The organism is Brochothrix campestris FSL F6-1037 (assembly GCF_000525915.1).
Taxonomy (GTDB): domain Bacteria; phylum Bacillota; class Bacilli; order Lactobacillales; family Listeriaceae; genus Brochothrix; species Brochothrix campestris.
In genome coordinates, this window is record NZ_AODH01000046.1 from 1 (window position 1) to 16,486 (window position 16,486).

Annotated in this window: 10 protein-coding genes and 4 pseudogenes; all 14 read left to right on the forward strand. The window is 41.6% G+C overall.

Annotated elements, in window-relative coordinates:
* Window positions 1–10: 10 nt before the first annotated feature.
* Window positions 11–3,242 (forward strand): annotated as a pseudogene (gene mfd, locus BCAMP_RS09880) (transcription-repair coupling factor); the annotation flags it as partial.
* 28 nt (window positions 3,243–3,270) lie between these two features.
* Window positions 3,271–4,845 (forward strand): putative polysaccharide biosynthesis protein, encoded by a 1,575-nt coding sequence (locus BCAMP_RS09885; RefSeq protein ID WP_035315314.1) that lies wholly within the window; start codon window positions 3,271–3,273, stop codon window positions 4,843–4,845.
* Window positions 4,846–4,863: 18 nt separating this feature from the next.
* Window positions 4,864–5,107, forward strand: a pseudogene (locus BCAMP_RS09890) (RNA-binding S4 domain-containing protein).
* A 238-nt stretch (window positions 5,108–5,345) separates the two neighbouring features.
* On the forward strand, window positions 5,346–5,720 hold the full coding sequence (locus BCAMP_RS14470) for an FtsB family cell division protein (protein WP_035315315.1): 375 nt from the start codon (window positions 5,346–5,348) through the stop codon (window positions 5,718–5,720).
* 63 nt (window positions 5,721–5,783) lie between these two features.
* Window positions 5,784–6,218: a S1 domain-containing RNA-binding protein gene (locus tag BCAMP_RS09900; protein WP_035315317.1), complete on the forward strand. Its 435-nt coding sequence runs from the start codon at window positions 5,784–5,786 to the stop codon at window positions 6,216–6,218.
* Window positions 6,219–6,340: 122 nt separating this feature from the next.
* Complete coding sequence (gene tilS, locus BCAMP_RS09905; RefSeq protein WP_035315319.1) at window positions 6,341–7,720, forward strand: tRNA lysidine(34) synthetase TilS; 1,380 nt, start codon at window positions 6,341–6,343, stop codon at window positions 7,718–7,720.
* A gap of 12 nt (window positions 7,721–7,732) precedes the next feature.
* Window positions 7,733–8,272 (forward strand): hypoxanthine phosphoribosyltransferase, encoded by a 540-nt coding sequence (gene hpt / locus BCAMP_RS09910; protein ID WP_035315320.1) that lies wholly within the window; start codon window positions 7,733–7,735, stop codon window positions 8,270–8,272.
* Window positions 8,273–8,520: 248 nt separating this feature from the next.
* Window positions 8,521–10,501: pseudogene (gene ftsH, locus BCAMP_RS09915) on the forward strand (ATP-dependent zinc metalloprotease FtsH).
* Window positions 10,502–10,569: 68 nt separating this feature from the next.
* Window positions 10,570–11,450 (forward strand): annotated as a pseudogene (gene hslO, locus BCAMP_RS09920) (Hsp33 family molecular chaperone HslO).
* A gap of 73 nt (window positions 11,451–11,523) precedes the next feature.
* The gene (gene cysK, locus BCAMP_RS09925) at window positions 11,524–12,456 is read left to right on the forward strand and encodes a cysteine synthase A (RefSeq protein ID WP_084038792.1); all 933 of its coding nucleotides are present in this window, start codon (window positions 11,524–11,526) and stop codon (window positions 12,454–12,456) included.
* A gap of 121 nt (window positions 12,457–12,577) precedes the next feature.
* Entirely contained in the window at window positions 12,578–13,393 is an 816-nt protein-coding gene (gene folP, locus BCAMP_RS09930) for a dihydropteroate synthase (RefSeq protein ID WP_035315323.1), read from the forward strand.
* On the forward strand, window positions 13,386–13,754 hold the full coding sequence (gene folB, locus BCAMP_RS09935; RefSeq protein ID WP_035315325.1) for a dihydroneopterin aldolase: 369 nt from the start codon (window positions 13,386–13,388) through the stop codon (window positions 13,752–13,754). The genes folP and folB overlap by 8 nt, the downstream gene beginning before the upstream one ends.
* Entirely contained in the window at window positions 13,754–14,227 is a 474-nt protein-coding gene (folK, locus tag BCAMP_RS09940) for a 2-amino-4-hydroxy-6-hydroxymethyldihydropteridine diphosphokinase (protein ID WP_035315327.1), read from the forward strand. The genes folB and folK overlap by 1 nt, the downstream gene beginning before the upstream one ends.
* A 230-nt stretch (window positions 14,228–14,457) precedes the next feature.
* A complete protein-coding gene (gene lysS, locus BCAMP_RS09945; RefSeq protein WP_035315329.1) occupies window positions 14,458–15,951 on the forward strand; it encodes a lysine--tRNA ligase in 1,494 nt (497 codons plus the stop codon).
* Window positions 15,952–16,486 lie beyond the last annotated feature (535 nt).

Genomic DNA, 16,486 nt, shown 5'->3' on the forward strand with positions numbered 1-16,486 from the left:
CCAGAGTTAAAAAGCCCAACGCCTTGAGACGTTGGCTTTTATGCAGACGGATCAACCTGGAATTGTGGTCGTGCCGATTTCGGCGATACGGAAACGGATGACACCGGTACAACAGTGGCGCTCCAGTCAGCAAACATTTGAAGTTGGTGGCGAAATGGAGTTAGCCGTCTTTCATCAAAAGATGATTGAAACCGGTTATACGATGGTTGATAAAGTTTCGTTACAAGGTGAGTACAGTGTTCGTGGTGGTATTATCGATGTGTTTCCGATGACGGAGAGTCATCCACTACGGTTGGAGTTGTTTGATACTGACATTGATTCGATTCGTTCGTTTGATATTGATAGTCAACGTTCACTTGAAACGAAAGAGCGTTTCACGTTATTGCCAGCAAAAGAATGGGTGTTAACAGCAGGTGATCGTGACTATTTAACGAAGCAAGTACAAAAAGAACTAAAAAAAAGCCGTTAAAAAGGTGAAGAACGAAGCCGATCAATTACACTTGATTGAACGCGTAGAGACCGACTTGATGCAATTAACAGAAGGACAAATTCCGACTGATGTTGTTAAATACAATGCCTATTTTTATGCAGAACCTGCGTCGTTATTAGATTACGCGGCTACAGACAGTATTCTTGTGCTCGATGAAATGGCACGGTTACAAGAAACCGATGAGCAATTACGGCAAGAAGAAATCAATTGGCTGTTGGATGGTATTTCGCGTTCGGAAATCATGCCGCAAACGACGATTCATCAACCGTTGGCTACCGTGCTTAAACAGGCTGAAGGCCCACGGATATACTTATCGCTCTTTCAAAAAACAATGGGTAATTATCGCGTGTATCAGTCGACCAATTTTGTCTATAAACAAATGCAACAATTCCATGGGCAAATGCCCGCAGTGCAAACGGAAATGGCGAGCTGGCAAAATAATGAGATGGCGGTTGTTGTGGTAGCGCCGTCGGCTGAACGGATCGCTAAAATAAAAGGCACCTTTAGTGACTATGAGCTCGAGACGCAGTTGCTAGATGAAAATGCGACATTGGTTCGTGGGAAAATTCAATTGGTGACGGGGCAGTTGAATGAAGGGTTTGAGTTGCCGTTAGCGCATTTAGCGGTTGTAACCGATGCCGAATTGTTTGGTCATAAAACAAAGGTAGCGCCACGACGCCAAAAAATGTCGAATGCTGAACGGATTAAAGACTATAGCGAACTCAAAGTCGGCGATTACGTCGTCCATGTTAATCATGGGGTCGGACGTTATGTCGGGATGGAAACACTTGAAATTAAAGGGATCCATAAGGATTATTTACTCATTATTTATCGCGGTGAGGATAAGTTATACATTCCGGTTGAACAGCTTGAGCTTGTCCAAAAATACGTTGGATCAGAAGGAAAAACGCCGAAAGTTAATAAGCTTGGAGGCGCAGAATGGCAACGAGTAACTGCGCGCGTCAAAAAATCAGTCATTGATATTGCTGATGATTTAATTAAGTTGTATGCCAAACGCGAAGCTGAGAAAGGCTTCGCTTATAGTCCGGATGATGCCTTAATGCGAGAGTTCGAAGCTGCTTTTCCGTATGAAGCGACCGAAGATCAACAACGTTCAGTTAAAGAGATTAAACGCGACATGGAAACCGCCCGTCCGATGGATCGCTTGTTGGTCGGTGACGTTGGTTATGGTAAAACGGAAGTTGCATTAAGGGCTGCCTTCAAGGCGATGATGGACGGTAAACAGGTGGCGATATTAGTACCAACAACGATTTTGGCACAGCAACATTACGATACGATGGTTTCGCGGTTTGCGAATTTTCCGATTAATGTCGGCTTGTTAAGTCGCTTCCGCACAAAGAAACAGCAGGAAGAAACGATTGCTGGCTTAGGTTCAGGTAAGATTGACATCGTTGTCGGAACGCATCGTTTGTTATCAAAGGACGTTGCTTATCGCGATCTCGGTTTACTAATTGTTGATGAAGAACAACGATTTGGTGTGACACATAAGGAGAAGTTAAAACAACTGCGGGCGAACGTTGATGTGCTGACGTTAACAGCGACACCGATTCCACGAACCTTGCATATGTCAATGGTTGGGGTGCGCGATTTATCAGTGATTGAAACGCCACCGGCCAACCGTTTTCCGATTCAGACGTATGTCGTCGAACAAAATGATTTTCTAATTAAAGAAGCAATTGAGCGTGAATTAGCTCGGTCGGGTCAAGTGTACTATTTACATAATCGGGTCGATAGTATCGTACAAAAAGCGGATCGCATTCAGGCATTAGTGCCGCATGCACGGGTTGGTTATGCCCACGGTCAAATGAATGAAAATGAATTAGAGTCGACGATTTTACGCTTTTTAGAAAATGAATTTGATGTGCTCGTCACGACGACAATTATTGAAACCGGTGTCGATATTCCTAATGTTAATACGCTGTTAATTGAAAATGCCGATCATATGGGTTTGTCGCAGTTGTATCAATTACGTGGTCGTGTCGGTCGTTCGAATCGGATTGCTTACGCCTACTTTATGCATGAAAAAAACAAGGTGTTGCGTGAAGAGGCAGAGAAACGTCTGCAAGCCATTAAAGAGTTTACTGAATTAGGTTCAGGTTTTAAAATTGCGATGCGCGATTTGAGCATTCGTGGTGCCGGTAACATCTTAGGTGCCCAACAACATGGCTTTATTGATTCCGTAGGTTTTGATATGTATTCTCAAATGTTGAGTGATGCGATTAAAGAACGGATGCCAAAAGTTGGCGAGGGTGAAATAAACGAACAAACGGTTGAAATCGATCTGCCGTTAGATGCCTATCTTCCAGATTATTACATTGAGGATAGCCGTCAAAAAATCGAGATGTATAAACGATTCCGTCAAATTACGACGCCACATGATTTGATGCAGTTACAAGATGATATGATGGATCGTTTTGGCGAATATCCACAACAGGTTAATGATTTGTTTGCTGTTGCTGAGATGAAATTAAATGCTGAAAAAGTCGGGATTGAATCGATTAAAATGACTAAAAAAGTGATTACAATGTTGTTAACCGTGGAGGCAACACAGTTAATTGATGGGGCGAAAGTATTTAAAGCCCTTGATATGTTAGGGCGTCAGTCGGGTGTTGGTATGGAAGCAGACCGTTTGGTGATTACGTATCGCCTGCCTGGTTTGGATCCGTCACAATGGTTGCCCGTCTTGAATCGTTTTATTACGCAGATGACACAGACAACTAAGACGCAATGATAGTGACTGAAAAGGAGGGATAGGCAGAATGATAAACAGGAATAAAAAGGAGACACTGTTTCAAGGGGCATTAATTTTAACGTTGGCCTCCTTGTTGTCGAAAGTATTATCGGCTGTCTATCGCGTTCCCTTTCAAAATATGGTCGGTGATGAAGGGTTTTATATTTTTCAACAGGCTTATCCGTTTTACGGCATTAGCATGACTTTATCGCTGACAGCTGCACCACTATTTTTATCAAAGTTGATGGCTGAACACAGTGACGATAACGCCAAACAACGCTATTTATTGCAACAGGGGCAACGTTATTTGACCTTGCTTGGTTTTGTGTTGTTCAGCGTGCTTTTTTTCGGGGCCACAGTCATTGCCCGGTTGATGGGGGATGTTGAATTAGCCGGCATTGTTAAGGTGACGAGTGTCACTTACTTATTACTGCCATTTTTAGGCAGTTATCGTGGCTATTATCAAGGGTTGAATAATATGACACCGACCGCGATCTCACAAGCAATCGAACAGCTCATCCGTGTTTTTATTATTATTGTTGCAGCCTACATCGGCGTACATGTATTGACAATATCACTGTATCGTGTGGGTGAACTGGCAATGTCCGGTGCCATTATAGGTGGCCTTGTCGCAGCGTTCTTATTATGGCGCTTTGATGGCAAACGCTATCCACACGAACGAGTAAAACAACAGGTACAGCTTGAACTGCCAAGTGGGATTTGGCGTGATATGATAGCGGTTTTAATTACGAGTGCGTTATTGATTTGGTTTCAGATGGCAGATGCATTTCAAGTGTATCGTTTATTGGTCGAGCAAGGGATGGCAGGCGAACAAGCTAAAATCATCAAAGGGATCTATGACCGTGGTCAGCCGCTTATTCAGCTCGGCGCCGTTGTTGTGACGAGTTTTAGTCTCTCAATTATTCCGATGATTTCTCAGGCAAGGATACGTCAGCAACGCATGACGATCGAACGGCTCGTTTCTTTCTTTATGCGAACGGGTATCGCTTTAGGTGTAGCGATTACGGCCGCATTAGTGATGATGATGCCGACCTTGAACTATGTGTTGTTTGCAGATTATGAGGGCGTGAGCACCTTGCGGATTCTGGTAGGAGGATTGCTGTTATTAACGTTATTAATTATCGTGACGAGTGTGTTACAAGGGTTTAATATAATTAAAGCGCCAGCGATGGCGGCAGCCTGTGGCATTGGCGTTAAGCTCTATCTCAATCACTTATGGATTGGCCCATACGGTATTAGTGGTAGTGCTTGGGCAACCAATGTGGCCTTGCTCGTTAGTCTTTTTATTAGTACGCTGATTTTAAGACGATTCGTCTCGTTTCGTGTACCGACCTGGCAGTTTGTTGCCAAACTAAGTGTGTGTGTGATGCTAATGTTGGTACCACTTGCTATAATAGAAAGTGTGCCACTCTTACAGCAACATCGTTTGTTGGGATTGCTCGGTATTCTCGTCGCAAGTAGCGTAGGAGCCGTGGTGTTCATTGTGGCTGCCTCCTTCTGGCGTGTAATTACACCGCAAGATATTGTGTTGTTACCGCTTGGACGAACGCTCTTAAACTATGTAAAGAAAAGGAAAAGGTGATACTAAATGGATGTAACAATGAGATTAGATAAGTTTTTAAAAATATCACGCATCATTAAACGCCGTGCTGTGGCGAAAGAAGCTGCTGAAAAAGGGCGGATTCAAATTAATGGCACTATCGCTAAACCGAGTGCAAACGTTAAGATTGGCGATGAGTTAACGATACAATTTGGCACGAAGATTATTACGGCAAAGGTTGAGCGTTTAGATACATCAACAAAAAAAAGAAGATGCCGAAAAAATGTACTCGCTCATTAGCTAACCCTTAGATAGACGAACGATTGAACACTTTTGATAGACGCTAAACGAGGTGTGTGATACGATGAAAGCGCATTTTTTTGAAATTGTGTTACTTTCAGCAATGGTTGAATGTTATAATACACGTATATCAGACCGTCAATTGTTTTTTGGTTATTTTTAGCTGTTAGCAATAGACAAAAAAAGACTAAACTTGCTATTCTAAAGAGAGAGCGACTTGTCGTTTGAAGTGGGGTGAAACAATGTCGAAAGCGAGACCATCGGTGACGCAATTAAACAATGACTACGTCAAAAGTAAGTCAGTGGATGAAAAACGTCATAAAAAGTTCAAGCTAGTTATGAGACGTCGTTTATTGTTTTATTTGGCAATAATACTGCTTGTTGTAGGTACGCTTGTGTTTAACGTTGTTAAACAACAGATGCGCTTAACAACAAATAAAGCAGAGAGTATTAAATTAGAAAAAAAATACGAACAGTTAGTCAAGCAAGAGGCAACATACAAACAACAGGTGGAGCAATTAAAAGACCCTGAATATGTCGCTAAATTGGCACGTAGTGAGTATTATTTATCAAAAAAAGGTGAGATTATCTTCACAATCCCATCAAAAGAAGACTAATCAATAGCTATAAATGATTCACAAAATATAGGTATAATTAAATTAAGAAGGAGCATTCTATTTATGTCGATTGAAGTAGGTACTAAGGTAACGGGTAAAGTGACAGGAATTACAAATTTTGGAGCTTTTGTGGAACTTGAAGGTGGCAAGACAGGTCTTGTTCATATTAGTGAAGTTGCAGATAGCTATGTTAAAGATATCCATGATATTTTAACTGTCGGTGATGAAGTCACTGTTAAAGTTATGAACGTAGGTGATGATGGTAAGATTGGTTTGTCTATCCGTCGTGCAATTGATAAGCCTGAAAGTGAAAAAAGCGCATCATCAAGTTATTCTGCACGTAAACCGAGAGCAGCGGTTAAAAAACCCACTTTCGAAAAACCTGAAGATTTCGAATCGAAAATGTCGCGTTTCTTAAAAGATAGTGATGAACGATTGACAACAATCAAACGTCAAAGTGAATCAAAACGTGGCGGTAGAGGTGCTCGTCGCGGCTAGTCCGTGCACGTGCAGTAAGGCTACAACAGCGATGAACTAATTAAGGCTAGTCGAAGGAGTAGTCCTTACCACCAGCACCGATGTATTCGTACACGGTGCTTTTTTTAAGGAGAGCGAGCGATATGTTACATGATAAGGTGAAACAGTATTGTGATAAGCACGACTTAATCAGACCAGGGGAGCGCTATCTCCTGGCTATTTCTGGTGGCGTTGATTCAATGGCACTGCTGCATTATTTTGCAACACATTTTTCAAACAATCAACTAGCGGTCGTTAATGTTAATCATCAATTACGAAATGAAGCTTACCAAGAAGCAAAACTGGTCCAAGCCACCTGTCAGTCAAACGGCATTGCGTATATTAGTAAAACGATTGACGTGAAGATGTTAAAGCATGAAGTTAATATGGGGGTTGAGGCTGCAGCTCGTATCGGTCGCTATCGCTGTTTCGAAGAGGCGTTAGCTGAAACGAACAGTGACGTAATCGTCTTAGCTCATCATGCCGATGACCAAAGTGAAACAATCTTAATGCGCTTGACCCGTGGTAGTCACGGTAGCGGCTATGCAGGTATGCCTCAACAACGGTCATTTTCAACCGGTCGGCTCATTCGTCCATTTTTAGCAGTGAGCAAAAAGGAACTGAAGCACTATGTGGAACAGCACAATATCGCTTTTTTAGAAGATGCCTCTAATGCGACAGACGATGTGACGCGTAATCGTTTTCGTCACCATATACTGCCGTTATTACACCAAGAAAATGCTCAATTAAATACCCATCTTAGTCAGTTTCATGAGGATATCATTTTGCGAGAAGGTTTTATTACAACACTGATTGAACGGGCGTTTACAGCAGTGGCCCAAACACAAACCCAGCAAAGTTATTTGCTCAATATCACCGCATTTAAGGCGGAACACCAGCTAATTCAGGAGGGGATTATTCGGCGGATACTGAGTGAATTACTGCCGCATAATCATCTGCAATTAACACGACGTTTAGTCGCGAATGCATTGGATTTATTGAAAGGAAGCACTCCGTCTGCTAAACTGTATTTACCGTCGCAATTAAGACTACAACGGGAGTATGACGAAGCCTACTTCTATTTCGAAACAGCTTCGTCCGAGGTTGTAGCCGATTGTTATACCTTAGGTAAGGATGAGTCACTGTTGATGGCTAATGGACAAACGATTAGCTGTCGACCGTGTTCGGCGATTTCCTCAGAAACTGAAGGTGAATCGTTTATCATCAATGACAATGCGGTGTTATTTCCTTTAACCATCCGTACACGTTTACAAGGTGACCGAGTACGCTTGAAGGGAATGGACGGACGTAAAAAAGTGAAAAAACTCTTTATTGATCAAAAAATACCGCGGCAACAGCGTGAACAACAAATCGTCGTCGTTGATGCAACTGGTGAAATTATTTGGTTGCCAGGTATGCAATCGACTATTTATGAAACAGCAATCGATAAGAGTCAAAATCAATATATTATAAAAATAGTCTAGGAGGACAACGACATGCGTGAAGATATTTTAGAAGTATTAATTTCTGAAGAAGAGATTGCTCAAAAGGTAAAAGAATTAGGTCAAGATTTAACGGTGACATACAAGGATAAATTCCCACTGGTGATCGGAATTTTAAAAGGTGCGACACCATTTATGATGGACCTTGTACGACAAATTGATACACAGTTAGAGTTTGATTTTATGGATGTTTCAAGTTATGGTGTCGGTACTTCATCAAGCGGTGAAGTTAAAATCATTAAAGACTTAGATGCATCCGTTGAAGGTCGCGATTTAATTATTGTTGAAGATATTATTGATAGTGGTCGTACACTTGCTTACTTAATGAATATGTTGAAAAATCGTAAAGCACGTTCAATCCAATTGGTGACATTATTAGATAAACCAGCCGGTCGTGTGGTTGATATCGAAGTTGATCATGCGTGTTTTAATGTGCCAAATGAATTTGTAGTTGGTTATGGCCTAGATTATGCAGAACGTTACCGTAATCTGCCGTACATTGGTATACTTAAACCAGAAGTATACAGTAATTAAGCGTAAGTGAATAAAGGTCAAATTATTGGGAATAAAAAAACCTTTATGCTATTATTAATGTAGCTTTTCAAGCGAAAAGACAAGGTATCGTAAGCGTTTTGAATAAAAATAAGCGATTTAAGAGTGTAAGTGCTAGTGTAGACGTATGAATCAGTGAAGTTAATTGAAAGTCGACTTTTTTTTGATGAGAAGTCAATTGGGAGATAACTATTGATCTTAGGGAACACTTACATCAGAGGAGGTAAGGAATGAACCGTATTTTTAAACAAGGTATACTGTATGTGATTGTACTTGTAGTAATTGTAGGGATTGTTAACTTTATTAGTGGTGATAAAAACCAAACACGTGACATTCGTTACGATGAATTCACAACAGCCTTAAAAGACAATAAAGTAGAGTCTTACTCTATTAAACCAAGTCGTGGTGTTTTTCTAATTGAGGGTACATATAAAGACAGTACAGCTAAGAAAACATCCAATAAAGACAAAGAGGCGTTAACATTTACGACATTCTCGGTTGACTCTGAGGTAACGATTGCTGACATTAAAGCAGACACGGCCAAAGGTGTTAAAACTGAAATATTACCGCAGGATCAACAAAGCGGTTGGATTACCTTCTTAACAACGTTATTACCATTCTTACTCTTGATTCTCTTTATCTTCTTTATGATGAGTCAAGCCCAAGGCGGCGGTGGCGGCGGCAAAATGATGAACTTTGGTAAGAGTAAAGCTAAACTGTATGACAACTCTAAAATCAAAGTGCGTTTTGCCGATGTTGCAGGTGCTGATGAAGAGAAACAAGAACTTGTGGAAGTGGTTGATTTCTTAAAAGATCCTCGTAAGTTTGCGAGTCTAGGTGCTAAAATTCCGAAAGGTGTTTTATTAGTCGGACCTCCGGGTACCGGTAAAACCCTCCTAGCGAAAGCTGTTGCAGGCGAAGCTGGGACACCATTCTTCTCTATTAGTGGTTCTGACTTCGTTGAAATGTTTGTCGGTGTCGGTGCATCACGTGTACGTGATTTATTCGAACAAGCGAAGAAAAATGCGCCGTGTATCATCTTCATTGATGAAATTGATGCAGTTGGTCGCCAACGTGGTGCTGGTGTCGGTGGGGGTCACGATGAACGTGAGCAAACATTGAATCAATTACTCGTTGAAATGGATGGGTTCCAAGGCAACGAAGGCATCATTATGATTGCCGCAACTAACCGTGCAGATGTGCTTGACCCAGCCCTCTTGCGTCCCGGCCGTTTTGACCGTCAAATTACGGTTGATCGTCCTGATGTTAAAGGCCGTGAAGCAGTCTTGAAAGTTCATGCACGTAACAAGCCATTAGCTGCTGATGTTGATTTAAAAGCGATTGCCCAACGTACACCAGGTTTTTCTGGTGCCGACTTAGAAAACCTTCTAAATGAAGGGGCGCTTGTGGCCGCTCGTCGCGATAAAACTAAAATTGATATGACGGATATTGACGAAGCAACGGATCGTGTGATTGCTGGTCCAGCGAAGAAAAATCGTGTCATTAGTAAAAAAAGAACGCACAACAGTTGCTTATCATGAAGCCGGCCATACAATTATTGGTACTGTGCTTGATGAAGCTGAGACCGTTCATAAAGTAACGATTGTCCCTCGTGGTCAAGCGGGTGGTTATGCCGTAATGATGCCGAAAGAAGATCGTTTCTTACTCACTAAAAACGAGTTGCTTGACCGTATTACTGGTTTGTTAGGTGGTCGTGTCGCTGAAGATGTTACTTTTGGTGAAGTATCAACCGGAGCAAGTAATGACTTTGAACGTGCAACTGAGATGGCCCATCGAATGGTGACTGAATGGGGTATGAGCGATAAAATCGGTCCACTTCAATTCAAAGGCAGCAACGATAATGTCTTCTTAGGTCGTGACATGGGTGGCGGTAAAGGCTTCTCTGATCAAATCGCATTTGTGATCGACTCAGAAGTGCAACGCATCATTAACGAATGTTACGCACGTGCCAAAGAAATTTTAACAACGCATCAAGTGCAATTAGAAACAATTGCTCAAAAATTACTTGAAATTGAAACATTGAATGCAAAAGAAATCCGCAGTCTCTTTGATACTGGTGAAATGCCCGTGGCAGAAGATGACACAGTCGTAGCTGAAGCGCAAGAAGTTGTTGTTGAAGCTGTTGGCGATGCAGATGTTGCTGCGACTGTTGATGAACAAGTGATTGAAAAAACCGAAGATAAACAATAACACATAGACAAGCATGAGTGAGTCGCGCAATGCGTGGCTCGCTTTTTGTATAAAGGAGCGTATAAAAAATGGCAGATTATTTAGTAAGAGCACTCGCATGTAATTCACAGGTGCGTGCATTCGCAGCATTAACAACAGAAACAGTCGGTGAGGCGCAACGTCGTCACCAAACATTACCAGTGACATCGGCAGCCTAGGTCGAACCATGACGGGTGCTTTAATGTTAGGTATGAGCGGTAAAGGCGATCAAAAAATCACCTTGAAAATCGAAGGCGATGGTCCAATTGGTGCCATTATTGCTGATAGTGATGCTCATGGTAAAATTCGTGGTTACGTGCAAAATCCAGGTGTTCATTTTACGGAGTTAAATGAGCATGGCAAGTTGGATGTGCGCCGCGGTGTCGGTACAACCGGAACAGTGACTGTTACAAAAGATATCGGTATGCGTGAAAAAATCAACGGGCAAGTACCCTTGATTTCAGGTGAAATCAGTGAAGATATTACCTATTACTTAGCTACGAGTGAACAAATTCCTTCAGCTGTTGGTGCGGGTGTGTTAGTCAATCCAGATGCTTCGATTCAAGCGGCCGGAGGCTTTATGATTCAGTTGTTACCGAATGCTTCGGATGAGGTGATTACTCACATTGAGCAACAATTGGCCAATATGCCAACGATTTCGAAATTGATTGATGCGGGACGTACACCTGAAGAAATTCTCGTGGATATTTTAGGTGATGATGTAAAAATCATTGAAAAAGTACCGGTATCGTTTGAGTGTGTTTGTTCAAAAGAACGATTTGGAAACGCGATTATCTCATTAGGTGAAAAAGAGATTCGTGACATGATTGATGAAGATGGCGGAGCGGAGGCTTGCTGCCAGTTCTGTGGCAATAAATATAACTTTTCAGTAGCGGATTTAGAGGGGTTAATTACCGAGAGCAAAAACTAAATCGCTAATCTTGACAAGAATGGTAGGAATTGATAAAGTTAGGGTAATAAGATGATACGAGGGAGTGTTAATGATGGCAATTTATGAATCTGCATTAGACCTAGTCGGTCACACACCGATTGTAAAATTAAACCGTTTAGTAACTGAAGGTTCGGCGGATGTTTACGTTAAATTGGAGTATCAAAATCCTGGTGGCAGCATTAAAGATCGGATTGCGAAAGCGATGATTGAAGATGCTGAAAAAGCTGGTTTATTAAAAGCCGGTGATACGATTGTTGAGCCTACTAGTGGTAACACGGGTATTGGTTTAGCGTTTGTGGCAGCGGTAAAAGGCTATGCTTCAGTGTTTGTGATGCCGGATACGATGAGTGTAGAGCGTCGTAAATTGCTAGAAGCTTATGGTGCTAAATTAGTGTTAACACCAGGGTCTGAAGGAATGAAGGGTGCGATTGCGAAAGCAAAAGAATTATCTGCAACAGATGGTTACTTCATGCCACAACAATTTAGTAACCCGTCGAATCCTGCGATTCATGAAGCGACAACGGGACCTGAAATCATTGCTGACTTTGGTGAAACAGGCTTAGATGCCTTTATCGCTGGTGTTGGTACAGGTGGAACAGTAACTGGCGTGGGTCACGTCTTAAAACAAGCCAATCCAAACATTAGAATCTATGCTCTTGAACCATTGGAATCACCTGTTTTAGCAGGTGGTCAACCAAGCCCACATAAAATTCAAGGAATCGGTGCTGGTTTTGTCCCAGATACATTAGATACAAAGGTTTATGATGGTATTTTACAAGTGGCAAGTGAAGATGCCTTGAAAACGGCACGTCTTGTGGCCAAGGAAGAAGGCTTATTAGTTGGTATTTCTTCAGGTGCAACTATTCATGCGGCACTAGAACAAGCGAAACAATTAGGTGCCGGTAAAAAAGTATTGGCGATTGTAGCTAGTAATGGTGAACGTTACTTGAGTACACCACTTTATGAGTTCGACGATCAAGTATGAATTTGCAAGCAATAGCGAAAAAGATTACCTCAAGCAATTGAGGTAATCTTTTTTTGTTCGATAGGATTTCTGTGCAAGATAGCGTAAAATAAAGACAGATAGTATTTAGGGAGGGACACAAATGGCTCTTAAATGGAATAAACCACATCCAACGTATGTGATGGGGATTTTAAATGTTACCCCCGACTCTTTTTCGGATGGCGGAGACTATCATCGTCATGATTTAGCGGTGCAACGTGCGCAACAGTTATATGCAGATGGTGCGGATTTGATTGACGTTGGCGGTGTGTCGACGCGTCCGGGCTATTCACCGGTGAGCGTGACAGCAGAACTGGCTCGGGTCATCCCGGTTATCGATCAAATAATGAGTACGAAACCACTACCTTTGTCTGTTGATACTTACCGTGCTGAAGTCGCTTATCAGGCGATTCTTAAAGGGGCGACCATTATTAATGATCAATGGCGGGCGACCTATGATAACGAGATGGCCAGTGTAGCGGCAGAACAACACGTTCCAATTGTTTTGATGCACAACCGCGAGGACGCGCGCTACACTCATTTTTTTGATGAATACCTTGAAGATATGCAAGAAAGTATTGCAATTTGTTTGAAGGCAGGTGTTGCTCGCGATAAAATCATTTTAGATCCGGGTTTTGGTTTTGTTAAAACAGCCCAACAGAACCTCGAAGTGACCCGTCGTCTCCCTGAATTGGTGGCGCTAGGGTATGATGTTTTATATGCGCCAAGCCGTAAGCGGACGATTGGTGCGATGTTAGGCGACTTACCAGTAACTGAACGGATGGAAGGCACTGGTGCGATGGTTAATTATGCAATGATGCAAGGTGCTGCGGCAGTGCGCGTGCATGATGTGCGAGCAATTGCACGAATGATACGGGTGATGGACATTATGACACGAAAGGTTGAGTGGGATGGATAAAATATATTTAACGAATTGTGAATTTTATGGTTTTCATGGGGTATTGCCGGAAGAAACAACATTAGGTCAGCGGTTTAATATTTCCTTAGTATTAGAAGTCGATACGAAAGCAGCGGGCATTAGCGACGATGTTAAAGATACGGTCAGTTATGCGGAAGTGTTTGAAACGATGCGTGTTATCGTTGAAACTGAGCGTTATTTATTGTTAGAAGCCTTGAGTGAACGGTTAGCGACTGTTATTTTGCAGCGTTATGCTTTAATTGCCGCTTTGACAGTGACAACCGTCAAACCGCGTCCGCCGATTAACGGTCATTTTGATTCGGTTGCAGTTGAAATTAGACGAGAGCGTGGCGATTTGTAATGGAAACAGCTTATTTAAGTTTAGGGAGTAACATGGGGGATCGACGCGGATTTTTAGCGAAGGCTTATACGCAGATTAATGCCTTGGTAGGAGTTTCAATTAAACAAACCTCATCGATTTATGATACGCCACCCTGGGGATACACAGAACAAGCGACCTTTTATAACTGTGTGTTTGAAATTGAGACGAGCTTGAGTGCAACGGCCTTGTTAGCGGCAGTGCTAGAAATCGAGTTGGACTTAGGGCGAGAGCGTCTGTTTAAGTATGGTCCGCGAGTGATTGATATCGATATTTTATTGTATGGCGAAGCAAGCTATGCCACAGCCGACCTTGTGGTGCCACATCCACATATGTATGAACGTGCCTTTGTATTAGTGCCGTTGAAAGAGATTGCACCGCAGTTGGTAACGCAAGACTATCCAGCCTTGCAAGAGGCGGATACAATTGTTAAGGTTGCCGAACCGTTGCAATAATGTTGCGATTTTAGGCAAAGATATGTTAGTATTAGTATGCCTAAAAGATAAATTTCACAAAAAACATTAGACATCTAGCTAATGTTTTTTTTATAGCGAAAGTTAGAGGCGTCTATGCAGCTTGAATGCGATGAACATCATTGCATCAGTGCTGAAACAAGCGAATCGTTGAATGCATTCAGACGATTCATCTAGCCCACAAAAAGAATGAAGAGGAGTGTCACGCTGTTATGAATCAACCACATGAAGAAATGAATGATCAGTTACAAGTGCGTCGTGAAAAATTGCAACATCTATATGATGAGGGAGTTAATCCGTTCGGCCAAAAATTTGAGCGCACAGCTGACTCAAAAACAATTAATGCTGAATATGCTGACTTTGACAAGGAAGCCTTAGAAGAAAAAGCGATTGAAGTCACCGTTGCTGGTCGTTTGATGACGAAACGTGGCAAAGGTAAAGTCGGTTTCGCACACATTCAAGATCGCTATGGTCGTATTCAACTGTATATCCGTAAAGATGCTGTTGGTGACGAGGATTATGCCGTCTTCAAAATTGCTGATTTAGGCGACATCGTCGGTATTACCGGTTTACTGATGCGTACGAATACAGGTGAATTAACCATTAAAGCGACTGCCTATACTATTTTAAGCAAATCATTACGTCCGTTACCGGATAAATATCATGGTTTAACAGATGTTGAACAAATTTACCGTCAGCGTTATTTGGACTTGATTGCTAATAATGAAAGTCGCGAACGTTTTGTTCAACGTAGTAAAATCATCCGTGCGTTACGTGAATACTTTGCTCAAAAAGAATACATGGAAGTTGAAACACCGACCTTGCACTCCGTGGCAGGTGGTGCCGCAGCTAAACCATTTATGACGCATCACAATGCCTTAGATATTGATATGAATTTACGCATTGCGTTGGAGTTACACTTGAAACGTTTAATCGTCGGTGGTTTAGAACGGGTTTATGAGATTGGTCGCGTTTTCCGTAATGAAGGTACGAGCACACGTCATAACCCTGAGTTTACAATGCTTGAATCATACGCAGCTTATGAGGATTTTGAAGATGTGATGAACTTAACTGAAGGTGCATTTGTGTACTGTGCTGAAGAAGTGTTAGGGACAAGTAAAATTACTTACGGTGAATATGAACTCGATTTAGGAAAAAAATGGACGCGCATCCACATGGTAGAAGCAATCAAACAATATGCTGGTGTCGATCTTTGGCATGTTGATACGACTGAAGCACGTCGTTTAGCGAAAGAAAACAATGTTCCTATCACTGATCATATGACGTACGGACACATTGTCAATGAATTTTTCGAAGTATTTGTGGAAGAAAAATTGATTGAGCCAACTTTTGTGTATGGTCATCCGTTAGAAATTTCGCCATTAGCGAAGAAAAACGTTGAAGATCCACGTTTTACTGATCGTTTTGAATTATTCATTGTGGGACGTGAACACGCAAATGCGTTTAGTGAGTTGAATGATCCGATTGATCAACGCGAACGTTTTACTGCTCAAATTAAAGAACGTGAAGCAGGTAATGATGAAGCGCATGAAATGGATGAAGATTTCCTTGAAGCACTAGAATACGGTATGCCACCAACAGGTGGTTTAGGTATCGGTGTCGATCGCATGATTATGTTGTTAACTAATGCGGCATCGATTCGTGATGTATTATTATTCCCAACAATGCGTCCGCACGATAAATAAGCAGATTCTGACACACGCACATCTTAATGTAGCGTGTGTTTTTTTAATTTCAATAAAAATCGTTTGAAAGCATTGACAGTCACGACATATCATTGTATTATATAAAAGTTAGCTCAGCTAATTCGAATGAAATCTTAAATGATTATCACATCGAAAGTTGTTGACTATATCCAATGGATATGATATTATAAATGAGGTTGAGACAGATGTGATTGTTTGTTTAAACAGGCATTAATAATTTCAACAAAGTTGTTGACATCACAGTCATTAACGTGATATTATGTATGAGTTGCAACAGTTAGGAATGACTTGGAGCGGCGAAAAACATTTTGGAAAAGTTATTGACACGATAGCTGCTAAATGATATACTAAAGTAGTTGTCAGCGAGAGCCGATAACGATTGACCTTTGAAAACTGAACGAACAAAAAGATGTTATATGCTTAAACTCTTAGGAGTTTAACCAATTAATTTCGTAACGACAATAAGTAATAAATTTTTAGCTAGCGAACTAGTTAAGGATCATTTGACGGTTTA

Coding starts and splice junctions, on each gene's coding strand:
- folB (WP_035315325.1), top strand. CDS start 13,386: ATGGATAAAATATATTTAACGAATTGTGAATTTTATGGTTTTCATGGG.
- tilS (WP_035315319.1), top strand. CDS start 6,341: ATGTTACATGATAAGGTGAAACAGTATTGTGATAAGCACGACTTAATC.
- lysS (WP_035315329.1), top strand. CDS start 14,458: ATGAATCAACCACATGAAGAAATGAATGATCAGTTACAAGTGCGTCGT.
- folP (WP_035315323.1), top strand. CDS start 12,578: ATGGCTCTTAAATGGAATAAACCACATCCAACGTATGTGATGGGGATT.
- BCAMP_RS09885 (WP_035315314.1), top strand. CDS start 3,271: ATGATAAACAGGAATAAAAAGGAGACACTGTTTCAAGGGGCATTAATT.
- BCAMP_RS14470 (WP_035315315.1), top strand. CDS start 5,346: ATGTCGAAAGCGAGACCATCGGTGACGCAATTAAACAATGACTACGTC.
- folK (WP_035315327.1), top strand. CDS start 13,754: ATGGAAACAGCTTATTTAAGTTTAGGGAGTAACATGGGGGATCGACGC.
- BCAMP_RS09900 (WP_035315317.1), top strand. CDS start 5,784: ATGTCGATTGAAGTAGGTACTAAGGTAACGGGTAAAGTGACAGGAATT.
- hpt (WP_035315320.1), top strand. CDS start 7,733: ATGCGTGAAGATATTTTAGAAGTATTAATTTCTGAAGAAGAGATTGCT.
- cysK (WP_084038792.1), top strand. CDS start 11,524: ATGGCAATTTATGAATCTGCATTAGACCTAGTCGGTCACACACCGATT.